The organism is Cupriavidus sp. FW216-B1, assembly GCF_058789195.1.
In genome coordinates this window covers 738,235-757,758 of sequence record NZ_JBYTEL010000001.1, presented here as the reverse complement: position 1 = coordinate 757,758, position 19,524 = coordinate 738,235, and the positions used below count along the sequence as shown (strand labels likewise).

17 protein-coding genes and 1 pseudogene are annotated in these 19,524 nt (G+C 57.6%); 7 read left to right on the top strand and 11 right to left on the bottom strand.

What is annotated here, in order from left to right:
- Nucleotide 1: 1 nt before the first annotated feature.
- Together AC3WXD_RS03225 and AC3WXD_RS03220 are read right to left on the bottom strand one after the other, a co-directional pair.
- The gene (locus AC3WXD_RS03225; RefSeq protein ID WP_043355338.1) at nucleotides 2-1,513 is read right to left on the bottom strand and encodes an FAD-linked oxidase C-terminal domain-containing protein; all 1,512 of its coding nucleotides are present in this window, start codon (nucleotides 1,511-1,513) and stop codon (nucleotides 2-4) included.
- Between the two features lie 332 nt (nucleotides 1,514-1,845).
- A complete protein-coding gene (locus tag AC3WXD_RS03220) occupies nucleotides 1,846-2,727 on the bottom strand; it encodes a LysR substrate-binding domain-containing protein (RefSeq protein ID WP_043355340.1) in 882 nt (293 codons plus the stop codon).
- 472 nt (nucleotides 2,728-3,199) lie between these two features.
- Between AC3WXD_RS03220 and AC3WXD_RS03215 the strand changes: the two genes are divergently transcribed.
- From AC3WXD_RS03215 to AC3WXD_RS03200, 4 genes are all read left to right on the top strand, one after another.
- Entirely contained in the window at nucleotides 3,200-4,804 is a 1,605-nt protein-coding gene (locus tag AC3WXD_RS03215) for an FAD-binding oxidoreductase (RefSeq protein ID WP_043355342.1), read from the top strand.
- Nucleotides 4,805-4,838: 34 nt separating this feature from the next.
- Nucleotides 4,839-6,062, top strand: coding sequence for a CaiB/BaiF CoA transferase family protein (locus tag AC3WXD_RS03210; protein ID WP_043355344.1), 1,224 nt, complete (start codon nucleotides 4,839-4,841; stop codon nucleotides 6,060-6,062).
- 58 nt (nucleotides 6,063-6,120) lie between these two features.
- On the top strand, nucleotides 6,121-7,107 hold the full coding sequence (locus AC3WXD_RS03205; RefSeq protein ID WP_043355346.1) for a Bug family tripartite tricarboxylate transporter substrate binding protein: 987 nt from the start codon (nucleotides 6,121-6,123) through the stop codon (nucleotides 7,105-7,107).
- Nucleotides 7,108-7,236: 129 nt separating this feature from the next.
- On the top strand, nucleotides 7,237-8,256 hold the full coding sequence (locus tag AC3WXD_RS03200; protein WP_043355348.1) for a LacI family DNA-binding transcriptional regulator: 1,020 nt from the start codon (nucleotides 7,237-7,239) through the stop codon (nucleotides 8,254-8,256).
- Nucleotides 8,257-8,613: 357 nt separating this feature from the next.
- Here AC3WXD_RS03200 and AC3WXD_RS03195 read toward each other — a convergent pair whose 3' ends face one another.
- Nucleotides 8,614-9,057, bottom strand: a complete 444-nt coding sequence (locus AC3WXD_RS03195; RefSeq protein WP_043355349.1) for a MarR family winged helix-turn-helix transcriptional regulator — start codon at nucleotides 9,055-9,057, stop codon at nucleotides 8,614-8,616.
- A gap of 151 nt (nucleotides 9,058-9,208) precedes the next feature.
- Here AC3WXD_RS03195 and aceE point away from each other — a divergent pair.
- From aceE to AC3WXD_RS03180, 3 genes and pseudogenes are all read left to right on the top strand, one after another.
- Nucleotides 9,209-9,571, top strand: a pseudogene (aceE, locus tag AC3WXD_RS03190) (pyruvate dehydrogenase (acetyl-transferring), homodimeric type); the annotation flags it as partial.
- 109 nt (nucleotides 9,572-9,680) lie between these two features.
- Nucleotides 9,681-10,997, top strand: a complete 1,317-nt coding sequence (locus tag AC3WXD_RS03185; RefSeq protein ID WP_081201625.1) for a cytochrome P450 — start codon at nucleotides 9,681-9,683, stop codon at nucleotides 10,995-10,997.
- A 20-nt stretch (nucleotides 10,998-11,017) separates the two neighbouring features.
- On the top strand, nucleotides 11,018-11,239 hold the full coding sequence (locus AC3WXD_RS03180; protein ID WP_196765233.1) for a ferredoxin: 222 nt from the start codon (nucleotides 11,018-11,020) through the stop codon (nucleotides 11,237-11,239).
- Nucleotides 11,240-11,412: 173 nt separating this feature from the next.
- Here the strand turns inward: AC3WXD_RS03180 and AC3WXD_RS03175 are convergent, their stop codons facing one another.
- The 8 genes from AC3WXD_RS03175 to AC3WXD_RS03140 all read right to left on the bottom strand — a co-directional run bounded on the left by AC3WXD_RS03175 (nucleotide 11,413) and on the right by AC3WXD_RS03140 (nucleotide 19,523).
- On the bottom strand, nucleotides 11,413-12,015 hold the full coding sequence (locus AC3WXD_RS03175) for a helix-turn-helix transcriptional regulator (RefSeq protein ID WP_124684263.1): 603 nt from the start codon (nucleotides 12,013-12,015) through the stop codon (nucleotides 11,413-11,415).
- Between the two features lie 121 nt (nucleotides 12,016-12,136).
- On the bottom strand, nucleotides 12,137-13,252 hold the full coding sequence (locus tag AC3WXD_RS03170) for an acyl-CoA dehydrogenase family protein (protein WP_043355352.1): 1,116 nt from the start codon (nucleotides 13,250-13,252) through the stop codon (nucleotides 12,137-12,139).
- 11 nt (nucleotides 13,253-13,263) lie between these two features.
- Nucleotides 13,264-14,445: an acyl-CoA dehydrogenase family protein gene (locus AC3WXD_RS03165; RefSeq protein ID WP_043355354.1), complete on the bottom strand. Its 1,182-nt coding sequence runs from the start codon at nucleotides 14,443-14,445 to the stop codon at nucleotides 13,264-13,266.
- A 29-nt stretch (nucleotides 14,446-14,474) separates the two neighbouring features.
- Nucleotides 14,475-15,212 carry an enoyl-CoA hydratase/isomerase family protein gene (locus tag AC3WXD_RS03160; protein ID WP_043355356.1) on the bottom strand — a complete coding sequence of 246 codons (738 nt, stop codon included), beginning with the start codon at nucleotides 15,210-15,212 and terminating at the stop codon, nucleotides 14,475-14,477.
- A gap of 7 nt (nucleotides 15,213-15,219) precedes the next feature.
- On the bottom strand, nucleotides 15,220-15,960 hold the full coding sequence (locus AC3WXD_RS03155; RefSeq protein ID WP_043355358.1) for an enoyl-CoA hydratase/isomerase family protein: 741 nt from the start codon (nucleotides 15,958-15,960) through the stop codon (nucleotides 15,220-15,222).
- Nucleotides 15,957-17,225, bottom strand: coding sequence for a CaiB/BaiF CoA transferase family protein (locus AC3WXD_RS03150; protein WP_043358200.1), 1,269 nt, complete (start codon nucleotides 17,223-17,225; stop codon nucleotides 15,957-15,959). The genes AC3WXD_RS03155 and AC3WXD_RS03150 overlap by 4 nt, the downstream gene beginning before the upstream one ends.
- A gap of 13 nt (nucleotides 17,226-17,238) precedes the next feature.
- Nucleotides 17,239-18,654, bottom strand: a complete 1,416-nt coding sequence (locus AC3WXD_RS03145; protein ID WP_043355360.1) for an aldehyde dehydrogenase family protein — start codon at nucleotides 18,652-18,654, stop codon at nucleotides 17,239-17,241.
- On the bottom strand, nucleotides 18,654-19,523 hold the full coding sequence (locus tag AC3WXD_RS03140; RefSeq protein WP_052495072.1) for a VOC family protein: 870 nt from the start codon (nucleotides 19,521-19,523) through the stop codon (nucleotides 18,654-18,656). The genes AC3WXD_RS03145 and AC3WXD_RS03140 overlap by 1 nt, the downstream gene beginning before the upstream one ends.
- Nucleotide 19,524: the final 1 nt, after the last annotated feature.

The window sequence follows — 19,524 nt, the reverse complement described above, 5'->3', positions numbered from 1 at the left end:
TCTAGAACCTCGGGATTTCTGGATGCGGCAGCATCCCACGCCGAACAGTCATGCGACCATATTCGGCACATCGATGCAGCGTCGGAATTACCTTCCCAGGATTCAAGAGCGATTGCGGATCGAATGCACGTTTCAGCGCAAACATTTGTTCTCGCTCTGCGCCTGAGAACTGAACGCACATTGAGTTCAGCTTCTCCACGCCCACACCGTGCTCTCCGGTCACCGTCCCGCCAAGCGTGACGCTTGTTTCCAGAATCTCAGCGCCGAATTGCTCCGCCTGGTGCAGTTCTTCGGGATTGTTGGCGTCGAAAAGGATCAGCGGATGTAGATTCCCGTCGCCGGCGTGGAACACGTTCACGCAGCGAAGCCCATAGCGCACCTCCATCTCGCTGATTGCTCGAAGGATCGCAGCGAGACTCTTGCGAGGAATCGTGGAATCCATGCACAGGTAATCCGGGCTCATGCGCCCCGTCGCGGGAAATGCATTCTTTCGCCCGCTCCAGAAACGAAGACGCTGCGCCTCGTCCTGACTTGCTTCAAGACGAGTGGCCCCGCTGGCGGTGAGGACGGCATTCATCTTCACAATCTCGTCCTCGACCTCCAACGCCGTCCCATCACTCTCGCACAATAGGATTGCGGCCGCGTCCAGGTCATAGCCAGCATGCACGAAGTCCTCTACGGCGGCGGTCATCGGCTTGTCCATCAGTTCCAGGCCGGCTGGGATGATGCCGGCCGCGATGACGTTGGCTACGGCGTCACCAGCGGCTTCGACGGTGTCGAAGCTTGCAACGATGCATCGCGCAAGTTCTGGCTTAGGAATTAACTTGACGGTGACTTCCAATGTCACTGCGAGCATCCCTTCACTGCCTACAACGACGCCGAGCAAATCGAGCCCAGGGACATCAAGGGCTTCCGATCCAAACTCTATCGCCTCGCCCTGAATGGTGTATCCCCGTACTTTCATTACGTTCTGCAACGTGAGTCCGTACTTGAGGCAATGGACGCCTCCGGAATTCTCGGCCACGTTTCCACCGATCGTGCAGGCAATCTGGCTGGACGGATCGGGGGCGTAGTACAGCCCATACGTAGCGGCTGCCTCACTGATTGCGGCGTTGCGTACACCGCATTGGACCACTGCGGTACAACTCACAGGATCTACCCTGACGATCCGGTTAAAACGAGCGAGCGAAAGGAGCACGCCCATCTCATGTGGGAGCGCACCGCCTGACAATCCCGTGCCTGCGCCCCGAGCCACGACGGGCGCACCGAGCGTCTTGCACGTTCGCAGAATGGCAACAACCTGCTCTTCTGTTTCGGGAAGCACCACGACGAGCGGCTGCGCCCGATAGGCCGTAAGGCCATCGCATTCAAATGGCTGGGTGTCCTCGCGCTGCGACAGGATAAGGTCCCTAGGCAGCACGCCTTCTAGCGCGGAAACCACTTCCGCACGCCGGGCTTCCCTCCGCTCAGCGTCAGTAGGATGTGCCAACCAGCCGTCACGCGTCGCATTCATGACTTTGCCCTCCTGGTGCGATGAAGCTGCGTCGTGCTGTGCCGGTCTATTGGATAATCAGTGCGGAGCGACGGCGCGACCGTAGCGAGCCGGCGAACCGCGCAATCAGCCTGGACGGATGCTGCAGCTCCAAGGCGGAGCGTTGCTTCCGGGCGCTGAGGCTCAAACGTTGAGCGATGAATGCGATGCATTGTGTGGGGAGGTTCTAATACACTTCTGTCAAAGGCGTCGACGAGACGCCATGACTTGACTGTAGACAATCACGCGATATAGCAGGTTGAGAGTTATTTGCGGTTGAGTTGCAGAAAACTTGATTGCCGTGTTTGGGCCGCTCAACTTAGCGAGTCGGTGAGCCACTCCATAAAGGCGGCGCACTCCCATCTCTCCAGGGCCCCAGGTTCCCAGCATAAGTAGTGCGCCATCGGTGAAGGCACGGATCGATCCGATATGCGGATGAGTCGCCCCCCCTCTAGCCATGACTGCGCCATACGGGTCCTCACTAGTGCCACGCCGAACCCGCACGCGGCTGCGTCATAGAGAAGCCCTAGATCGTTGAATTGAGCGCCCACATGCGGCTCCGTTCTCGTCAATCCACATGAGGAGAACCATGTCGTCCAAGGCTCAAGCGGGCTACGTATCAGACGCGCCTGGTCGATTTCACCCGCCATTTCGAAGCCTTCGAAGGGGCCGAACTCGTTGAGATAGGTAGGGCTGCAAGCCGGCGCCACCTCCTCCGAGAGAACGACGCGATGATCGACGTCCGCATATCCGCCGGCGCCGTACCGGATTTCCAAATCGGATGGCTCGGCTGTGACGTCCAGGAATGGGATGGAGACCTGCAAGATAAGGTCGATGTCCGGATACTTGTTGCGGAACAGTTCCAGTTTGGGCATCAGGAACTGCCTGGAGAAAGTTGGGGTCACCGCGACCCGCAGTCGCGTGGAAGAGGCTTTTCCATTTTTGACCGGCATCTGCTGTAGCGCAGCGAGGCCGCTTCGGACATTCGCCAGGTACGCTGCACCATGTGCAGAAAGCGTGAAGTCACTCCGCCCGAAGAGTTCAACACCGAGGTGAGATTCAAGCTGGCGGATTCGATGACTCACGGCGCTGGTTGTTACACACAACTCGTCGGCGGCACGTGTGGCGCTCCGAAGCCTTGCAACCGTCTCGAAGGTGACAAGACATTGAATGGGCGGGATGTGTTGCAGGGCCATATCTTCTCTCCGTTTGGTGGGCTACCCAGGGCGGATATGCCGCATGTCATCGCTTGAGGCCTAGGGAGCGGCCACACTTCTTGCTGCTCTGTCGCTCGAGCACCATGCCAACGCTGCAACGAGCAAGCGCCCCCAGATTGCTTGCTCAGGATCGACTCACTGGGTCCTCAGGCAAGGACGTACGTGACGCCCTGCAAGGGAAGACCACCAAGTAAGTCGCTCTCCAACCCACAGTGACCTCGCCGCGGGAAGGTCTCTTAGCGATCCGATCTCTTCGTCGACTCCTGCTCCAACCCATGGCCGCGACTGCGTTAACTGCTTGACATTATGCCGCACCAATCTAAACTTATGTAATCGATTGCACGCAGTGCTGTTTTCGCCTCATCACCGTACTGGCATTGGTTATTTACAGTCTCTGATGCAGGTTACCGTAACGTATGTAATCGATTACCACATTACACAGGAGGCAACAATGCAGGAACGTCGTCGTAAGTTTTACGGGTGGGGCTATGAGGGTGACACCGTCACGCCGGACGAAATCCGGGAGTTCGAGGCAGCGTGGACACGCTTGCTGGGTGTCGAGCACTTCGAAGCGACACCTTTTCCGACGCCCGAAGAAATTTCGCTGCGCAAACCTCGCGTACAGCTGCCCGCGTCGCTTCGCGAAATCTGCACAAGCGATCATTACGACCGCCTGTATCACACCTACGGCGCGGGCACCATGGATGTTGCGCGCGCAATGCGCCGGGAATTTTCCAACCCGCCGGACGTCATCGCCTACCCGCGCACTGAGCAGGACATCGTGGACCTGTTCGACTGGTGCGGGCGCCAGAACGTTGCTGCAGTTCCGTACGGCGGCGGCACCAGCGTCGTGGCCGGCGTGAATCCGCCCGAGCACGATCGTTACCGTGGCGTGGTGTCCATCGACATGAAGCACTTCAACAAAGTGCTGGAGGTAGACCAAACATCGCAGGCCGCGCGCATTCAAGCGGGCGTCCTTGGCCCGGAGCTGGAACGACAGCTCAAGCCCACCGGCCTGACCATGCGATTCTTCCTGCAAGCGTGGGAGTTCTCGTCACTGGGGGGTTGGATCGCAACGCGAGCAGCAGGCCACTTTGCGACCGCGTTCACTCAGATCGACGACCACGTCGAGAGCATGCGAGTGGTAACGCCCCAGGGTGCCATTGAATCCCGACGTTTCCCGGTATCGGGTTCGGGACCCAATCCGGATCGACTTTTCCTCGGCTCCGAAGGCGCACTGGGCATCATTACCGAGGCGTGGGTCAAGCTTCACCGCCGGCCGGTCTTCCGCAAGCAGGTGACCGTACGTTTCCGTGACTATGCGCGCGCTGTCGAGGCCACACGGGTACTGTCTCAATCTGGACTGAACCCTGCCAATGCCCGCCTTGTGGAACGCGAAGAAGCCTTGTACACGGGTTCGAGCGACGGCAGCTATGACATTCTCGTGCTGGGATTCGAGTCCGCCGACCACCCGGTCGAGGCACGCCTGAAGCGAGCACTGGAAATTTGCGCGGAGTGCGGCGGCGAATGGGACGATGATCCGGTCAGCGGAAACCAAGGTGGTGCGGACGCTGCGACATCGAGCTGGCGAAACAAGTTCCTGCGCGGCCCATACCTGCGCGAGTACGCCATTGCTCGCGGCGTCATGCGCGAGACCATGGAAACCGCGTGCACGTGGGACAAGTTCGCCGCTCTTCACGCGCACGTCAAGGCAGAAACGCATCGGGCCATTCGCGAAGTTACCGGCCGCCCGGGTTCGGTGACTTGCCGCTTTACCCACCTCTACCCTGATGGCCCTGCGCCATATTTCACGTGGTTTGCCTATGGCGATAAGGCTCGATTGCCCGAGCAGTTCCAAGCGATCAAACGCATTGGAGAGCAAGCCATGGTGGACGCAGGCGGTACGGTGACCCACCACCATGCGCTTGGTCGGGACCATCGCCCTTGGTACGACAAGGAACGGCCGGAGCTGTTCTGCACCGCGCTAAAGGCCGCCAAGCAGGCCTTTGATCCGCACCAGGTCTTGAACCCTGGCGTGCTGTTCGACCCGAGCTAATTAGTTAGAAACTCAAAAAAGAGGAGTAGGAGATATGGCAGGCCCCCTTGCAGGTATCAAGGTCCTAGACTTGAGCCGGATCCTTGCTGGACCCTGGAGCACGCAACTATTGTCCGACCTGGGCGCTGACGTGATGAAGGTTGAGCGTCCCGGCACCGGCGATGACACGCGAGCTTGGGGCCCGCCGTTCCTTACTCGTGAGGATGGCACGACGACGGAAGAGTCGGCGTACTTCCTTTGCGCCAATCGCGGGAAGCGTTCGATCACTCTGGATGTCAGCAGCAAGGTCGGTCAGGATTTGCTGCACGAGCTAGTCAAAGATTGCGACGTCTTCGTTGAGAACTACAAGTTCGGCGATATGCAACGTTACGGGTTGGACTTCAAGACCCTGAGTGAGATCAATCCTCGGCTCGTCTACTGCTCCATCACCGGCTTCGGGCAGACGGGCCCATACCGCAAGCGGGCTGGATACGATTTCGTGGTGCAAGCCATGGGCGGGCTGATGAGCATCACAGGCGAGCGCGACGGCGTCCCCGGTGGCGGCCCGCAAAAATGCGGGGTGCCCATATCGGACTTGATGACTGGCATGTATGCAAGCGTTGCAATTGTCAGCGCGCTATTTGAGCGAGTCGGCAGTGGCCGCGGGCAGTACATCGATATGAGCCTGCTGGATACGCAGGTGGCGTGGCTGGCAAACCAGGCCTCGAACTATTTGGTGGGCGGGAGCCACCCGCGTCGTTGGGGCAACGCGCACCCCAATCTCGCACCTTATCAGTCATTCCCTGCAAGCGATGGCTCTCTGATCGTAGCAGTCGGTAATGACCGGCAGTTCCGAGCCATGTGCGAAGCGCTGGGTTTAATCAATCTTCCGGATGATGACCGCTATCGACGCAATGCGGATCGTCTAAAGAACCGTGAAAGTCTTGTGGAGGTGCTCTCGGCTCGCTTTGAAGAAGAAGAGAGAGACACGTGGCTCAAACTGCTGGAATCGGTCGGCGTACCTTGTGGCCCGATCCAGAGCATTCCAGAAGCACTGGAGGATCCCCATATCCGGGCGCGTGAAATGGTTTTCTCTTTGCCCCACAGCAGCGGTGCAAGCGCGCCCCAGGTTGCGAACCCTATCAAGTTCTCTCGCAGCAGTATCGACTACCTTCGCGCGCCCCCAGCGCTGGGCGAACACACTGAAACCATCCTGAAAAATGAGCTCGGGAAGTCTGTGGAGCAAATTGAGGCAATGCGCCGCGATGGGACGATCTGACGTGTAATCCGCCCGACCACAGTGATCACCATAAAGATCACGTTCAAAGGAGACAGACATGCATCGATTGCTACGAATTGCGGGGGCATTAGCCGTTTGCGGAGTGACACTGACCATCGGTCTGGCCGCCGCCCACGCTAAGGAATGGCCGGTCCAGCCGATTCGGGTCGTTCTTCCATATCCCCCTGGCGGCGCCTCAGACGTGACCGCCAGGCTCCTAAGCGCTAAGCTTAGCCAGGCATGGGGAGAGTCTGTTGTTGTGGAGAACCGGCCTGGCGCAAACGGCATCATCGCTAATGAAGCCGTTGCGAAGGCGCAGCCTGACGGCTACACCGTGCTGATGGCCAACCTTGGGCCGAATGCCATCAACCCGGCCGTATACGGGAGACTTCCTTATGACACGCTGAAAGACTTTACGCCAGTTGTCTTGGTGACAAAGGTGCCGCTCATTATCGTCACGGCAGCAAATTCGCCGGTGAAGGACCTGCGCCAACTGGTCTCATTAGCAAAGGCCAAGCCAGGACAGATTACCTTTGGATCTGCAGGCAACGGTTCGGGCAGCCATCTGGCCGGGGAACTCCTTAGTACCATGGCTGGCGTCAAGATGAACCACGTTCCCTATAAGGGAGACGCGCCTTCGCTCACAGACGTGCTCGGTCAGCAGATCAATGTTGCCCTTCCCACCGCGCTTGCTGGAATGCCACATGTCAAGAGTGGAAAACTCAGGGCTCTTGCGGTCACGAGCAAGACTCGATTGCCGGCACTGCCCGATGTGCCGACGGTAGATGAAGCGCTCGGGATAAGCGGATACGAAGCCGTTTCTTGGGGTGGATTTATGGTGCCGACCGGGACCTCACCAGCCATCGTTGCTAAGATGAACAGCCAGTTCAACAAAGCCCTTCAGGATCCGGAGGTCCGCGACAAGCTGATGGCTCAAGGCGCGCAGATCGCAGGCGGCACCCCGGAAGCATTCGATGCGTTTCTGCGCACCGAAGTTACGAAATGGAAGCGCGTGGCTGATTCAGCAAAGGTCCGGCTCGACTAGCCCTCACCGGGAATGCCGGTCCGTCGTCGGGATACCCCCCGACGACGGAAACTGCCTGTGGACTACCAAGGTCGTTACAATGACGGCAGTCGGCCGATATCCCAGGCTGAAGATAACCGCTGATCCGATATGGTGAATGTCAAGCAAGTCGCCCTCCTCGCCGGCGTTTCCTCGGCAACAGTCTCCCGTGCACTGACATCGCCGGATCGGCTGCGACCTGACACGCTGGAGCGCGTGCAGAACGCCATCGCAAGCCTCAACTACGTCCCGTCTTCCTCGGCTCGGGACCTGCGTCAAGGGCGCACGCGATCGGTCGGCATCATTGCGCCGACACTGATGAACGAGCTTTACGCGAAAGCGGTCGATACCTTAGAGGCGCAGCTCGATCGGCTCGGATACACCGTTTTATTGACGTGCCACCGGGACGACAGTGAGACAGAACTACGCTGCGCGCGCGCGCTTTTGGAGCGCAGAGTCGACGGAATCGCCATTATCGGGTCACAGCATCACCCTGACGTCTTCTCGCTAATCCACAAGCATGCCATTCCGTATGTCCTAATGTGGGCCGTCGATCGTGAGGGTATGCATCCCACGGTGGGATATGACAATCGCTTGGCGATGCGCAGGTTGACGAGCTATTTGGTCAAACAGGGACATCGAAAGTTTGCCGTCCTCCCAGGGCCACTAGAGACTCAATTTCTCTCCTCTCAACGACTTCTGGGCATCCAAGACGTCCTCAGTGAGAACGGCATTTCGATACCCGACGACCGCATTCTCCCGACACCGTACGAAGCATCTGCCGTCCGGCAAGCGGTTCGGACCTGTCTCGAGCGTAATGACTCGCTGCCGCATCAGGAACAGCCGACTGCCCTGATATGCATCAATGACTTCGTTGCTGTGGCAGCGATCGCGGAGTGCCGCACATTGGGACTATCGGTTCCGAGCGACATCTCAGTTACAGGCTTCGGCGACTGGCAGATGGCGGAACTGATGACGCCCGCACTCACGACCGTACACTCGAATCCCGTTCTGATTGGCGAACTTACTTCTCGTAACCTGGTTGATCAGATTGAAGGCGGGTCCAAACGCATTCAGACCGAGTTCGAGCCTGACCTTGTAGTTCGCGAAAGTACGGCGCCGCCCCAATAGTTGGTGAGCCAAACTACGTTTTGTCGCTACGGACGGAACTCAGCCGTCGCTCTAGCTAGGCCCTCACCGGGCACAAAGCGGTCGAAGCATACGTTGTCCAGCTATTAAATGAAGCGTTGCAGACAACGTTCTGAGGGAATTCTTCAGTCATGCGGGGCGCCTAATGGATATCAGTCTCTGCTCCATCCTGATGTCCGCTTAGGGTGGGCCGGTAAGCGCCGGTCATGCCACTGACCTTTGATTGAGGCGTCAGGGTACCGCCGTTGCCAACTAAGTCGAACGTGTCCCAAAAAGCGGACACATTCGTCCCCTCCGGCGCGAGCCAGAAGCGTCACCGCACGAAAAGGGAGTTCGAACCTATTTCGGCCACCCCGCTTTGGCTGCCGCCGCATCCAGCGCACGAGAAAATCGCCCGATGTCTTCCGGCCGGAACTCGGCCAGAAACAGTTCTTTGACCGCCGCCTCGTAGATGCCCCACATCTTCTTGCGCAAGGCCTTACCTTGCCGTGTGACGGACACGAACGCGGCGCGGCCGTCTTCCTCTGACCGGATACGGGTCACCAGCTCTTCACGCTCCAGCCGGTCAATCAGGCGAGTCAGGTTGTACCGCTCGATGGCAAGCACATCGGCCAGCTCATGCATCCGGCGGCTTTCCTCCGGCCCGCTTTCAATCCCCCACAGCACGTCGTACCACGCGTAGACAGGCAGTCCAGCCTCGGCAAGACGCCGATCCACCTCACGTATCAAGGCCCGGTGCGACCGTACAAACGAAAACCACAAATCCGGCTTCTCAGTCGACATGGTATCTCCAATAGTTGCAGTTGCAATTATGCCGCAGAGCGCTCACAATGCCCAGACGATTGCAACTGCAATTTATTTGAAGCGCAATGGCCACGCCTATCCGACCGGGCCTGATGCGAACCGAAGCCCCGTCAATCCCATGGAGACAGAGATGAATGCCCCGGTGTTGCCGCTACACGTATTGCCGCTGGATGTGGACCCGCAGGAAACCCAGGAATGGATTGAGGCCCTGGCCGCCGTGACCGAAGTGGAAGGCCGCGAACGCGCCCACTACCTGATCGGCCGCCTGCATGAATCGGACGCGGCCCGACACGGGGATTTCCATGGCGCAATCACGACGCCCTACGTCAATACGATTGCCGAATCGGGCGAGCAGCCGTACCCAGGCGACACCTCGATCGAGCGCCGACTGGCCGCCATGGCGCGCTGGAATGCCATGGCGATGGTGTTGCGGGCGGGCAAGCACTCCAACGTCGGCGGGCATATCGCCACATATGGGTTCTCCGCTTTCTTCTGATGTCTACGGGTCGACCTTCGATTCTGTTGTTGAGGGTAAACCCCCCTTTGCGCCACATAGGTAGGCTACCTAACATTAGCCACCAATCGCCCTCGGAGATATTTCCATGACGGAGTCGCCTGCTCCCACCCCTTCCTCCAACCCATCTTCCGCGGTAGAAGGGCGCTGTCCTTTTGATGCGGCTGCGAACGAGCCGAAATCAGCGTGTCCTTTTCACGCTGAGGGCGACAGCGGCGGAATCCCAGATTTCCCCCCTAAGCGCGTAGATCCCTTGGCGCCGCCGCCGGTGTTCTTCCAGATGCAACAGAAGGGCGAATTGGCACAAGGTAAGCTTTGGGACGGAAAGATCGCTTGGCTTGTCACGCGTTATGACGATGTTCGCGCTGTCTTGTCGGACTCTCGCTTTAGCTCCGACGTCTCACATCCGGGATTTCCCTCTTCCAGCGCCGCAGTAAAGGTTGTTCGGAGTAGTAACCGGACCTTCATTACCATGGATGAACCCAAGCATTCAGAGCAACGGCGGATGCTGACCAGCGAATTCACGATCCGAAAGATCGAGAATCTGCGGCCGCGACTTCAGGCCATCGTGGACAAGCTCTTGGAAGATTTTGCGATGGGGCCGCAGCCTTCTGACCTGGTTAGCGCCTTTACATTGGCGACACCAGCATTGGCTATCTCAGAGTTGCTTGGTGTTCCATACGACGATCACGACTTCTTCCAAGAACAGGCGATGATCATGACGTCGAGCACCGCGACGAGGGAAGAGGCTAGCGCCGCGAATCAAGCGTTGTGCGAATACCTGCGTGAACTGGTGGCGAAGAGATCCGAAAGCCCCGGGGAGGACATCCTCAGTCGCCTTATCGTTAATCATGTACGGAAGGGCGATATCACTGAAACAGACGTGGTCTCGCTTGGAAGGCTTCTGCTGATTGCCGGGCACGAGACGACGGCAAATACGACGTCGATGGGGGTGCTCTTCCTACTTCAGAGGCCGGACATCTGGGAAGAGCTTCGCCAGAATCCAAGCCTCGTTCCAAACGCGGTGGAGGAGATGCTACGCTTCCTGGATGTCATACAGTCCGGGACGCGACGTGTCGCACTGGAGGACGTTGTCGTGAATGGGCAATTGATCCGAGCCGGTGATCCCGTTGTCGTGCTTAGTATTTCCGCAAATCGCGACCAGGAGCAGTTCAAAGATCCCCACGTCTTTGACCTCCGCCGTGATGCCCGGACACAGATCGCATTCGGATACGGCCCGCATCAGTGCATGGGACAAGTTCTCGCCAGAGTCGAAATGCAGATCATGTTCACCGCCCTACTGAAGCGCCTGCCGAATCTTCGGCTGGCCGTGCCCATCGAGAGCCTCGCGTTCAAGAGCGATTCGCTCATGTATGGTGTTAGGGCACTGCCCGTTAGCTGGTAAATCCACTACGGCGAATCACGATGAAAATCACAATCTATCCCGAAAAATGCTGCGGTTCCGGCCAATGCGTCGTCAATGCGCCGGATCTGTTCGACCAAAAGGATGACGGAATCGTCATTCTTTTGAATGCCGATCCGTCGGCCGATCAATACAAAATCTGCACGCTTGGCTGCTGGGATCTGTCCGGCGTTGGCAATCGAGATTCACGAGGCTCTCTGATGATTCCCCTAAGCAAATCGTAGTCATCGGGGCAACGGCCGCCGGCATCACGGCGGCACGAGCAGCCTGCGCGCGCGAGGCTGGGGCGGATGGTACTTCCATCGCAAAAGAGGGCGGCCTGCCCAACGGCCGCCCATCTCTTTCGAAGCGGTTGATGGCTGGCAAACGTTCAGTAGAGCTCCTCTAAATAGATCGCCTAGCGGGCATAAAATTTCATTCCGCAAATAACATCTGCCGAAACTTTAAATCTATTATAGAAAGATGACTCAAAGTCATAGGATTGGCTCCACCCAATTCTGTTCGAAATATCCGGTATAGATCTTTCCAGTCCTGCCAATTCGAACAGCGAACGCATAAGCCGCTGCGTGTTACATATTTCCGTGAAGCAATTGCCCTGGCTGAAGAGGGTCCGCCTGACTCTCGAGGATGTTGTCTGCAAACTATCCGCTATATCTGCAATATTCCAAGCTTCCTTTGGATTCATAAACACCGACAATGAAATTGCCTCCCAAAGCGGCCTGGAATCCCACAGATCGTGCATTGGTTGATCACGCACCACAGAATAACTAGTTACATCCAGATCGAAGCTGCAATGCGAGCTCTTAAAAATAGAGCCGCCCAAGAACAGACTCGCAGGAGAAAAAGCGGGGAGCTTCACGAACTTCCCCTCTTTAATTACGCGTGAATAGCCTTGTCGGATGATTATCTGCTCGCCACTCAACGAAGTCACTTTCATTGGAATTGGAAGAAAAATATCATGGATCCCGACTTGGCTTCGTGACTGAAGTTGCGTCTGCATCAATTACGCTACTATCCCGGTCCGATACTATGAGCAGCGCGAGGATGTACCACCGCGCTGCCGGAAACGATGAGGGTCACCCGCCATCGCAATTCATCGAGCACTTACTCTTCGCGGCGCCTTAGGCAGCCTTGTCAAGCTCGGGATGCATGGAGTCCGACATCTGCGCCAGATGATGCAGCGTATCTCCGAACACCGATTCCATTTGGGTAAGGCGTCTAAAATAGTGGCTGACGATATACTCATCCGTCATTCCAATCCCACCGTGCAATTGCACGGCCTGCTGGCCGACGAATCGCATCGACCCGCCCAACTGATATTTCGCTTGTGCCATGGCGCGACGTCTCTGGTTCGCCGGCGCGTTGACGTTGAGCGAGGCGTAGTAGCTCATAGACCTCGCGAGCTCTAGACTCATCTTCATATCTGCGACGCGGTGACGCAACGCTTGGAAGCTCGCGATAGCGACGCCGAACTGCTTGCGCGTCTTCATGTAATCCACCAGAGCCTCCAGGGTTACGTCCATCACGCCCACGGCCTCTGCACACGTCATTGCAATGCCAAGATCCACGGCATACGACAGGCAATCCTGGCCTTCGCGGGTGACTAGCGTGCCCGGCGCCTTCGACAACGTCAGCTCCGCGGCGCGCGAGCCGTCGACAGTTTGATAAGGGTGTACCAATACACCTGGGGCGGAGCGCTCCACAAGGAACGCTCCGAGAGTGTCAGCAATCATGGCGGGTACAATGTACGCAGCAGCATGATCGCCAACCGGCACGAGGCTCTTACTCCCAGTAAGCTCCCAACCTTCCGCCGTCTCGACTGCTCGCGTCTCGCACGTATCGATGCGATAACGATTCGCGCGCTCCTGCTGGGCCAGTACGACCAGACTTTCTCCAGAAGCGATCGTAGGCAGCCACGCCGCACGTACGCTTGCTTCGGCGTAGTTCGACAGCACTGCACCCGCAAGTAGAACTTGCGCCAGCGGTTCGAGTACGATGCCCCGCCCCAGTTCCTCCATAACCACCATAACGTCGACCGGCCCCATACCGACGCCGCCATACTCTTCTGGGACGTAAAGTCCAGTCAGCCCAAGCTCCGCAAGCTCCGAATACGCGTCCGGGGAAAATCCGCCGCTGCTCTCGGAACTGCGACGGTGCTCAAACGTATAGCTACGCTTTACCCACTTTCTTACTGCATCTCGCAGTTGGTCCTGGTCGTCAGTGAATTCGAAATCCATGCTCTACTCCTTTATCCGAGGACCACTTGCGAAACAATGTTACGCTGCACTTCATTGGAGCCACCGTAGATAGTGGTTTTCCGCAGATTAAAATATGTCGCGGCAAGCGGAGCGTTCCGTCGCTCTCCACCTGGGAACTCGCCATCCCACTCCGTCAACATAGCGTCTTGAATAAATGGGAGGCTATAGGGACCTGCAGCCAGCATCATCAATTCACTGTAGCGCTGTTGAATCTCACTGCCTCGGATTTTCAGTAGGCCTGCGATATCCAATGGATTCTTCCCGGATTTTTCTGCCGAGATAACGCGAAGAACCAGCATTTCGAGCGCGATAATATCTACCTCGAGCTTCGAAACCTCGTCTTTGAAACGAGGGTCGTCCATCATGCCTTCTGCAGCCGCGATTCGCTTCAGGCGTCGGAGCTCACGCTTGGCACGCCCGACTTCTGCAATGTTCGAGCGTTCGTGACTGAGAAGGTGTTTGGCATAGGTCCAGCCCTTATTTTCTTCGCCAATCAGGTTCTCAACGGGGACCTCAACATTGTCGAACCAGACCTCATTGACCTCGCACTCGCCGTCCAGCAGCTTAATGGGCCGAACCGTGACGCCAGGCGAACGCATGTCAATGAGCAGGAAACTGATCCCTGCCTGCGGCTTCCCTTCTGTATTGGTCCGGACGAGACAGAAAATCCACTCCCCGTACTGAGCCAACGTGGTCCAGATCTTTTGACCATTGACTATGTACTTGTCTCCCTTTCGCTCCGCTCGTGTCTTGAGCGAAGCCAGGTCGGAACCCGATCCCGGCTCGCTGTAACCCTGGCTCCACCAAACATCGCCCGTCACAATGCCGGGCAAGAAGCGCGCCTGTTGCTCAGCGTTACCAAATGCCATGATGACTGGTGCCACCATGACAGGCCCATAGGGCACGAGTCGCGGTGCTCCTGCCAACGCGCACTCTTCCTCGAATATGTGCCGCTGCACTGGTGTCCAGCCCGTGCCGCCGAACTCGACTGGCCACTTATACGTCAGCCAACCCTTTTTCCCCAGAATTTGGTGCCAACGCTGCATATCGGTGCGGGATAGCTGCAGTCCGTTGTGCACCTTGTGCGAGATCTCCTTCGGCAAATGGGCGTCGATCCACGCATGTACCTCTTTTCTAAATTCCTGCTCTTCTTCTGTGAAATTCAGATCCATTTCTCAGTCCCCTACTGTGTTAGTTAGTCCTAGCGGCCCACGAAAACGGGAGCGCGACGCTCCTTGGCCGCCAACGCCCCTTCCCGGGCGTCTTCACTCCTGGCCAGCATCTGAGCTTGGTACTGGGCGCTATAGCCTGCCTCAACCAGTCCTACCGGAATCGAGTGTCTCGCCGCCTGTTTGAGGAAACGCAGTACCAGCGGCGCTGCGCTCGCAATCTGACGCGCTGTCACTAGAGCTGCCTCTGTTTCGCTTCCTGGTTCACAGAGTTCGTTTACGAATCCGACTTCATAGGCCCGTTGGGCGGATACCGGGCGCCCGGTCAACATGAGCTCCATCGCGATCTTGTGGGGAATCCGACCGACCAGCGAGCTAATCAAGCCGGCTGCCATGCCTAGGCGACCTTCGGGATAAACGAAGGTCGTTGCCGAAGTCGCTACACAAAGATCGCAGAATGCAAGCATCGATACGCCCGCCGCTATCACGGGGCCATTAACCGCTGCAATAACCGGCTTTCCAATGTCAAATGCGACATTGGGAATGGCATGCCAAAAGGAATCCGGTGGATCGTTCGTGTCGAGGCCTGCCGTAAACACCGACCCCTCTGCACGTAGCAGGGCAACGCGATCCTCTGAGCCCGCGAAGTCTTGCCACGCGTCGTGCAACGCGTCGCACATTTCCGAGTTCAGCGCGTTTCTCTTATCCGGCCGATTCATCGTAATGACCCGGACGAAATTTTCTGATTCGATTTTTATCAACTCGGCCATGGCGTTCTTAACGCTTCTTGTTCAGGAAGGATTTGAAGATTTCCTGAGTGGCTTCGGTATTCAAGAGTTCGGCGAACATCTTCACTTCCAGGTCGAGCGCAGAACCCACAGCGGCACGATTCTCGTGGTTCAACATCCGCTTTGTCGCGCGTACCGAAGCCTTGGGAAGCTTTGCCAGTTCGGCAGCCGTTTCGCGCGCCCGTGCAAGGGCTTCCCCGTCCTGCGTCAGCGACGTCAGAAGCCCGGCATCGAAAGCTTCTTCTGCATCAAAGAACTTTCCAAGCATCAACCACTCACGTGCCTTCCGGACACCTACCAGCGATTCGAGCAGGTAGCTGGATGCGCCCTCGGGGCACAGACCCAGCGATACGAACGGCATGCGGAAGCGCGCATCTTGGGATGCGTAGGCAAAATCGACGTGTTGCAGCATCGTGGCGCCGATTCCAATCGCCAGTCCCTCGACTGCTGCGATTAGCGGCACATCGATCGCGGCCATCTTCCGGAGAAGCGTGACAGCAGGGGAATCTTCATTACCCCGCCGGGTCTGGAAATCATTGATATCGGCACCGACAGTGAAGTGTCCGCCCGCACCATGCACGATGACTGCGGCACATTCCTTGTCCGCGTTGGCCTCATCCAGAAGACGGGTCAGTTCCTGGTACATCGCGGCGCTGATCGCATTGCGCTTTTCTGGACGCGCAATGCAAATCTCCAGGACGTTTCCGACATTATTAGCTTGGATGCTCATGATTGCTCCTGAAGTGTCTTTTTTGACGTTTGGCAACTAATCACCCCACGTTCTTCGAGACCGGCGATGTGGTCCGCGGAAAGTTCTAGCAAGTCGGAAAGCACGTCTTCTGTGTGCTGACCGAGTTTCGCGGGCGCCCGAACGTAGTGCACCGGCGTTTTACTGAATTTGATGGGATTGGCGATGCCCCGTACCGAGCCGATACCTTTGTCAACCGGCACGTCGATCGCCATCTGACGGTGGATGACCTGTGGGTGAGCAAAGGCTTCCTTGTAGGTATTGATACGACCGTGCGGGATATCCGCTGCGGAGAACGCGGCAAGCCAATGCTCGGTTTGGCGCGCCGCAAGAACCGACGACACCTGCGCAATTAGCGCCTCTCGATTCCGAATGCGTCCGGATGCGGAATAGAACGTCGAATCCCGGGCCAGTTCTTTGGCGTCGATCGCTTGGCAAAAGCGTTGCCACTGGGAATCGTTCCCCACAGCAACTACCACCTTACCGTCTGCCGTATCAAAGACTTGATACGGTACGAGAGACGGATGCGCGTTCCCCCACCGGTGCGGTTCGGCGCCATTGATCAGGCACGACAATCCCTGATTCGACGACAAGCCAACCAGACAATCGAGCAGTGCCAAATCGATGTGCTGACCTTCTCCCGTGACATTCCTGTGGTTCAACGCGGCGAGGATCGCGACCGTCGCATACAGTCCCGTCGTCAGATCAGCAATGGCGATCCCGACCTTCTGTGGCCCACCACCAGGCTCGTCATCACGCTCGCCCGTTATGCTCATCAGCCCGCTTTCCCCCTGGAAAACGAAGTCGTAGCCGGGGCGGTCAGCGTACGGCCCGGATTGGCCGTACCCGGTGATAGAGCAATAGATCAGGCGCGGATTGATCTTTTTCAGACTGTCGTAGTCAAGCCCTCGACGAGCCAGATCACCAACCTTAAAGTTCTCTACAAAGATGTCGCACTCAAGAACGAGCTTACGGATCAGATCCGCACCGTCTGGGTTGGCGATGTCCACGCCAACCGATCGTTTGTTCCGATTTGCGGAAGCGAAGTAGGTGGAATCCTCAAGCACTTCCGCTTCACTCGTCATCGCATACGGCGGCCCCCACTGCCGCGTATCATCCCCTCGCGATGGGTGCTCAATCTTGATGACATCGGCTCCCATGTCGCCCAGCATCTGGGTACACCATGGCCCTGCGAGCACTCGCGTCATATCCAATACGCGAATGTTCCCTAGAGCTTGTTTCTGCATAAGAGACATCCCGTCATCCCTCGTTCATTTGGATAGATTTGTACTCGAGGAACTCATCCAAACCGACGTGACCCGCCTCCCGGCCAACACCGCTTTGTTTGAAGCCGCCGAAGGGCGCTACGGGGTTGAATCGGGCGCCGTTAATATCGACCTGTCCTGCACGAATCTTCTTAGCGGCGTCGAGTGCGAGGTCAGGATCGCCCCAAACGGCCGCCGCCAGGCCATACACCGTTGCGTTGGCGATGCGGATGCCGTCGTCGATTTCGTCGTAGGGAATCACGCAGAGCACGGGGCCAAACACCTCTTCCTTGGCCAGATAGTTATGTTGATCTGTGAGAAACACCTTCGGGCTGACGAAGAATCCTGCAGGCGGAACATCCTGGCCTGACGCGATGAGCGTGGCGCCCTCCGCTACCCCTTTTTCCGCTAGTTCCTGCACGCGGTCACGCTGCTTGCCAGAAATGAGCGGGCCGATCCGATGGCCTTCGACGAGGCTGGATCCGACAGAGAACTTGGCGAGTTCTTGCTTCACCAGGGCTTCGACGGCCGACACATCACGCGAGTGAACAATCAACCTGGTCAGCGCGCTGCAAGTCTGACCGTTGTTGAGGAAGCAGGAAGCGAGCGTTCCCTTGACGGCCACAGTCAGGTCCGCACCCGGCAATACCAAGGAAGGCGACTTGCCGCCCAATTCCAGCGTCACCTTCTTAATGGTCGACGCGGCCAAGCAAGACACTGCACGACCCGCTTCCGTGGATCCTGTGAAGCTAACCATGTCCACGCCGTCAGCTCGCGCCAACGCTGCGCCCACTACCGCACCCAAGCCGTTCACAACGTTCACCACGCCCGAAGGAAAGCCTGCGTCATTGATGGCATCGCAGATAAGGCGCGTTGTTCGGGGCGTCAATTCACTTGGTTTGAGCACGACTGTGTTCCCGGCCAGAAGCGCGGGCACCACCTTCAGAATGATCTGATGAAGCGGGAAATTCCATGGCGTGATACATGCCACGACGCCGAATGGCTCCCGGACGATGACAGATGGGCCCGTTCGCGATTGCCATGGAAATCCTTCCGCCAGCTTTACGAAGTTCCCAATGTTCCGAATGGGCGAGTCGACTTGAACGATGCGTGAGATCTTCAAGGGCGTGCCAACCTCAGCCGCGATAGCATCGGCCAACGACTCCTGCCGATTTGTGAGTTGGTCTTTTAGGCGATTAAGAATTGCGCATTTGTCCGACACGGATGTTGCGGACCAGCTGGCCAATGCGTTCTGCGCGGCACCCAAGGCGAGACCGACGTCCTCCTCGGTACCTGGAAGAATTTGGGCCGATACCAGGCCAGTATTCGGGTCCTCTACGTCGATGAGCTGTGTGCCAGAAGCACGGCGCCACGATCCCCCGATGTATTGCTGATCGAAGATCTCCGGCATCACGACTGCACCTCTGAAATCTCTTCGACTTTCTCGGGGCTACCGGACCATCCCCACGCCAACGAGGTTCGGGATACACCAAGTAGGACGCCATTCAGCGCGCTCGGATGGATCCAGAGGCCGTCCTGCTCGGGCTTGCCCGTGTCGGTCCTTCGGGTCCACTTTGCGTTGCGCGATTCGAGTCGCCTGATTACGTCCGCCAAATCATGCGTTTCGATGTAGCACATGTAAAGTGCGTCACCTCGCTTGCCCGAAAACCTGCCCATGGCAAAGGCGGGATCATGCGCTTCAGCCAATTCGATGCGATCGAGACGATCCGGCGCGAACATCAGCAGCGTGCCTTCATAGCCAAATCGCGCGAACGTGATGTCTACTGCCTTGTCGCGCTGCAGGCCCAGTTTTCGCGCGTAGCAATCCGCGACTTCTCGCCAGTCGGTGCTGAGAACCATGGTGAGCTCGTACAGAAACGACACAGGACCATTCGCTCGAACCCGCGCTGCCGCTTCGCTGACAACGAGTGGCATGCCATAGAGGCCGCCCGCGTTCAAATAGAGACGGCCGTCGGCTTCAGCAAATCGGATACCTTGCTCGGCAAGGAACCTCTGGCATTCAGCCAGGCTAGCTGTCGAGACCCCTCCAAAGAAGAGGCCTTCCCCGAAGCTATCAAGATGATCACTTACGACCCCTGCTCCCCGCGGGGTCCAAAGTTCGACCGTGCTTTCGCCGATTACCAGGCTACGGCCACGGGCATTCAGATGGTCGCTTGCAAGCTCATCAAGATACTGCGCCCCAAGTACTTCCCTGTAGTTCTGCTCTGCTTGATCGAGGTCGCGCACCGCAACGAGGATTCTGTCAACCGAGTTCAACATT

Coding starts and splice junctions, on each gene's coding strand:
- AC3WXD_RS03210 (WP_043355344.1), top strand. CDS start 4,839: ATGGCAGGCCCCCTTGCAGGTATCAAGGTCCTAGACTTGAGCCGGATC.
- AC3WXD_RS03150 (WP_043358200.1), bottom strand. CDS start 17,225: ATGCAGAAACAAGCTCTAGGGAACATTCGCGTATTGGATATGACGCGA.
- AC3WXD_RS03220 (WP_043355340.1), bottom strand. CDS start 2,727: ATGGCCCTGCAACACATCCCGCCCATTCAATGTCTTGTCACCTTCGAG.
- AC3WXD_RS03145 (WP_043355360.1), bottom strand. CDS start 18,654: ATGCCGGAGATCTTCGATCAGCAATACATCGGGGGATCGTGGCGCCGT.
- AC3WXD_RS03200 (WP_043355348.1), top strand. CDS start 7,237: ATGGTGAATGTCAAGCAAGTCGCCCTCCTCGCCGGCGTTTCCTCGGCA.
- AC3WXD_RS03155 (WP_043355358.1), bottom strand. CDS start 15,960: ATGAGCATCCAAGCTAATAATGTCGGAAACGTCCTGGAGATTTGCATT.
- AC3WXD_RS03215 (WP_043355342.1), top strand. CDS start 3,200: ATGCAGGAACGTCGTCGTAAGTTTTACGGGTGGGGCTATGAGGGTGAC.
- AC3WXD_RS03185 (WP_081201625.1), top strand. CDS start 9,681: ATGACGGAGTCGCCTGCTCCCACCCCTTCCTCCAACCCATCTTCCGCG.
- AC3WXD_RS03160 (WP_043355356.1), bottom strand. CDS start 15,212: ATGGCCGAGTTGATAAAAATCGAATCAGAAAATTTCGTCCGGGTCATT.
- AC3WXD_RS03180 (WP_196765233.1), top strand. CDS start 11,018: ATGAAAATCACAATCTATCCCGAAAAATGCTGCGGTTCCGGCCAATGC.
- AC3WXD_RS03195 (WP_043355349.1), bottom strand. CDS start 9,057: ATGTCGACTGAGAAGCCGGATTTGTGGTTTTCGTTTGTACGGTCGCAC.
- AC3WXD_RS03205 (WP_043355346.1), top strand. CDS start 6,121: ATGCATCGATTGCTACGAATTGCGGGGGCATTAGCCGTTTGCGGAGTG.
- AC3WXD_RS03165 (WP_043355354.1), bottom strand. CDS start 14,445: ATGGATCTGAATTTCACAGAAGAAGAGCAGGAATTTAGAAAAGAGGTA.
- AC3WXD_RS03140 (WP_052495072.1), bottom strand. CDS start 19,523: ATGTTGAACTCGGTTGACAGAATCCTCGTTGCGGTGCGCGACCTCGAT.
- AC3WXD_RS03225 (WP_043355338.1), bottom strand. CDS start 1,513: ATGAATGCGACGCGTGACGGCTGGTTGGCACATCCTACTGACGCTGAG.
- AC3WXD_RS03175 (WP_124684263.1), bottom strand. CDS start 12,015: ATGCAGACGCAACTTCAGTCACGAAGCCAAGTCGGGATCCATGATATT.
- AC3WXD_RS03170 (WP_043355352.1), bottom strand. CDS start 13,252: ATGGATTTCGAATTCACTGACGACCAGGACCAACTGCGAGATGCAGTA.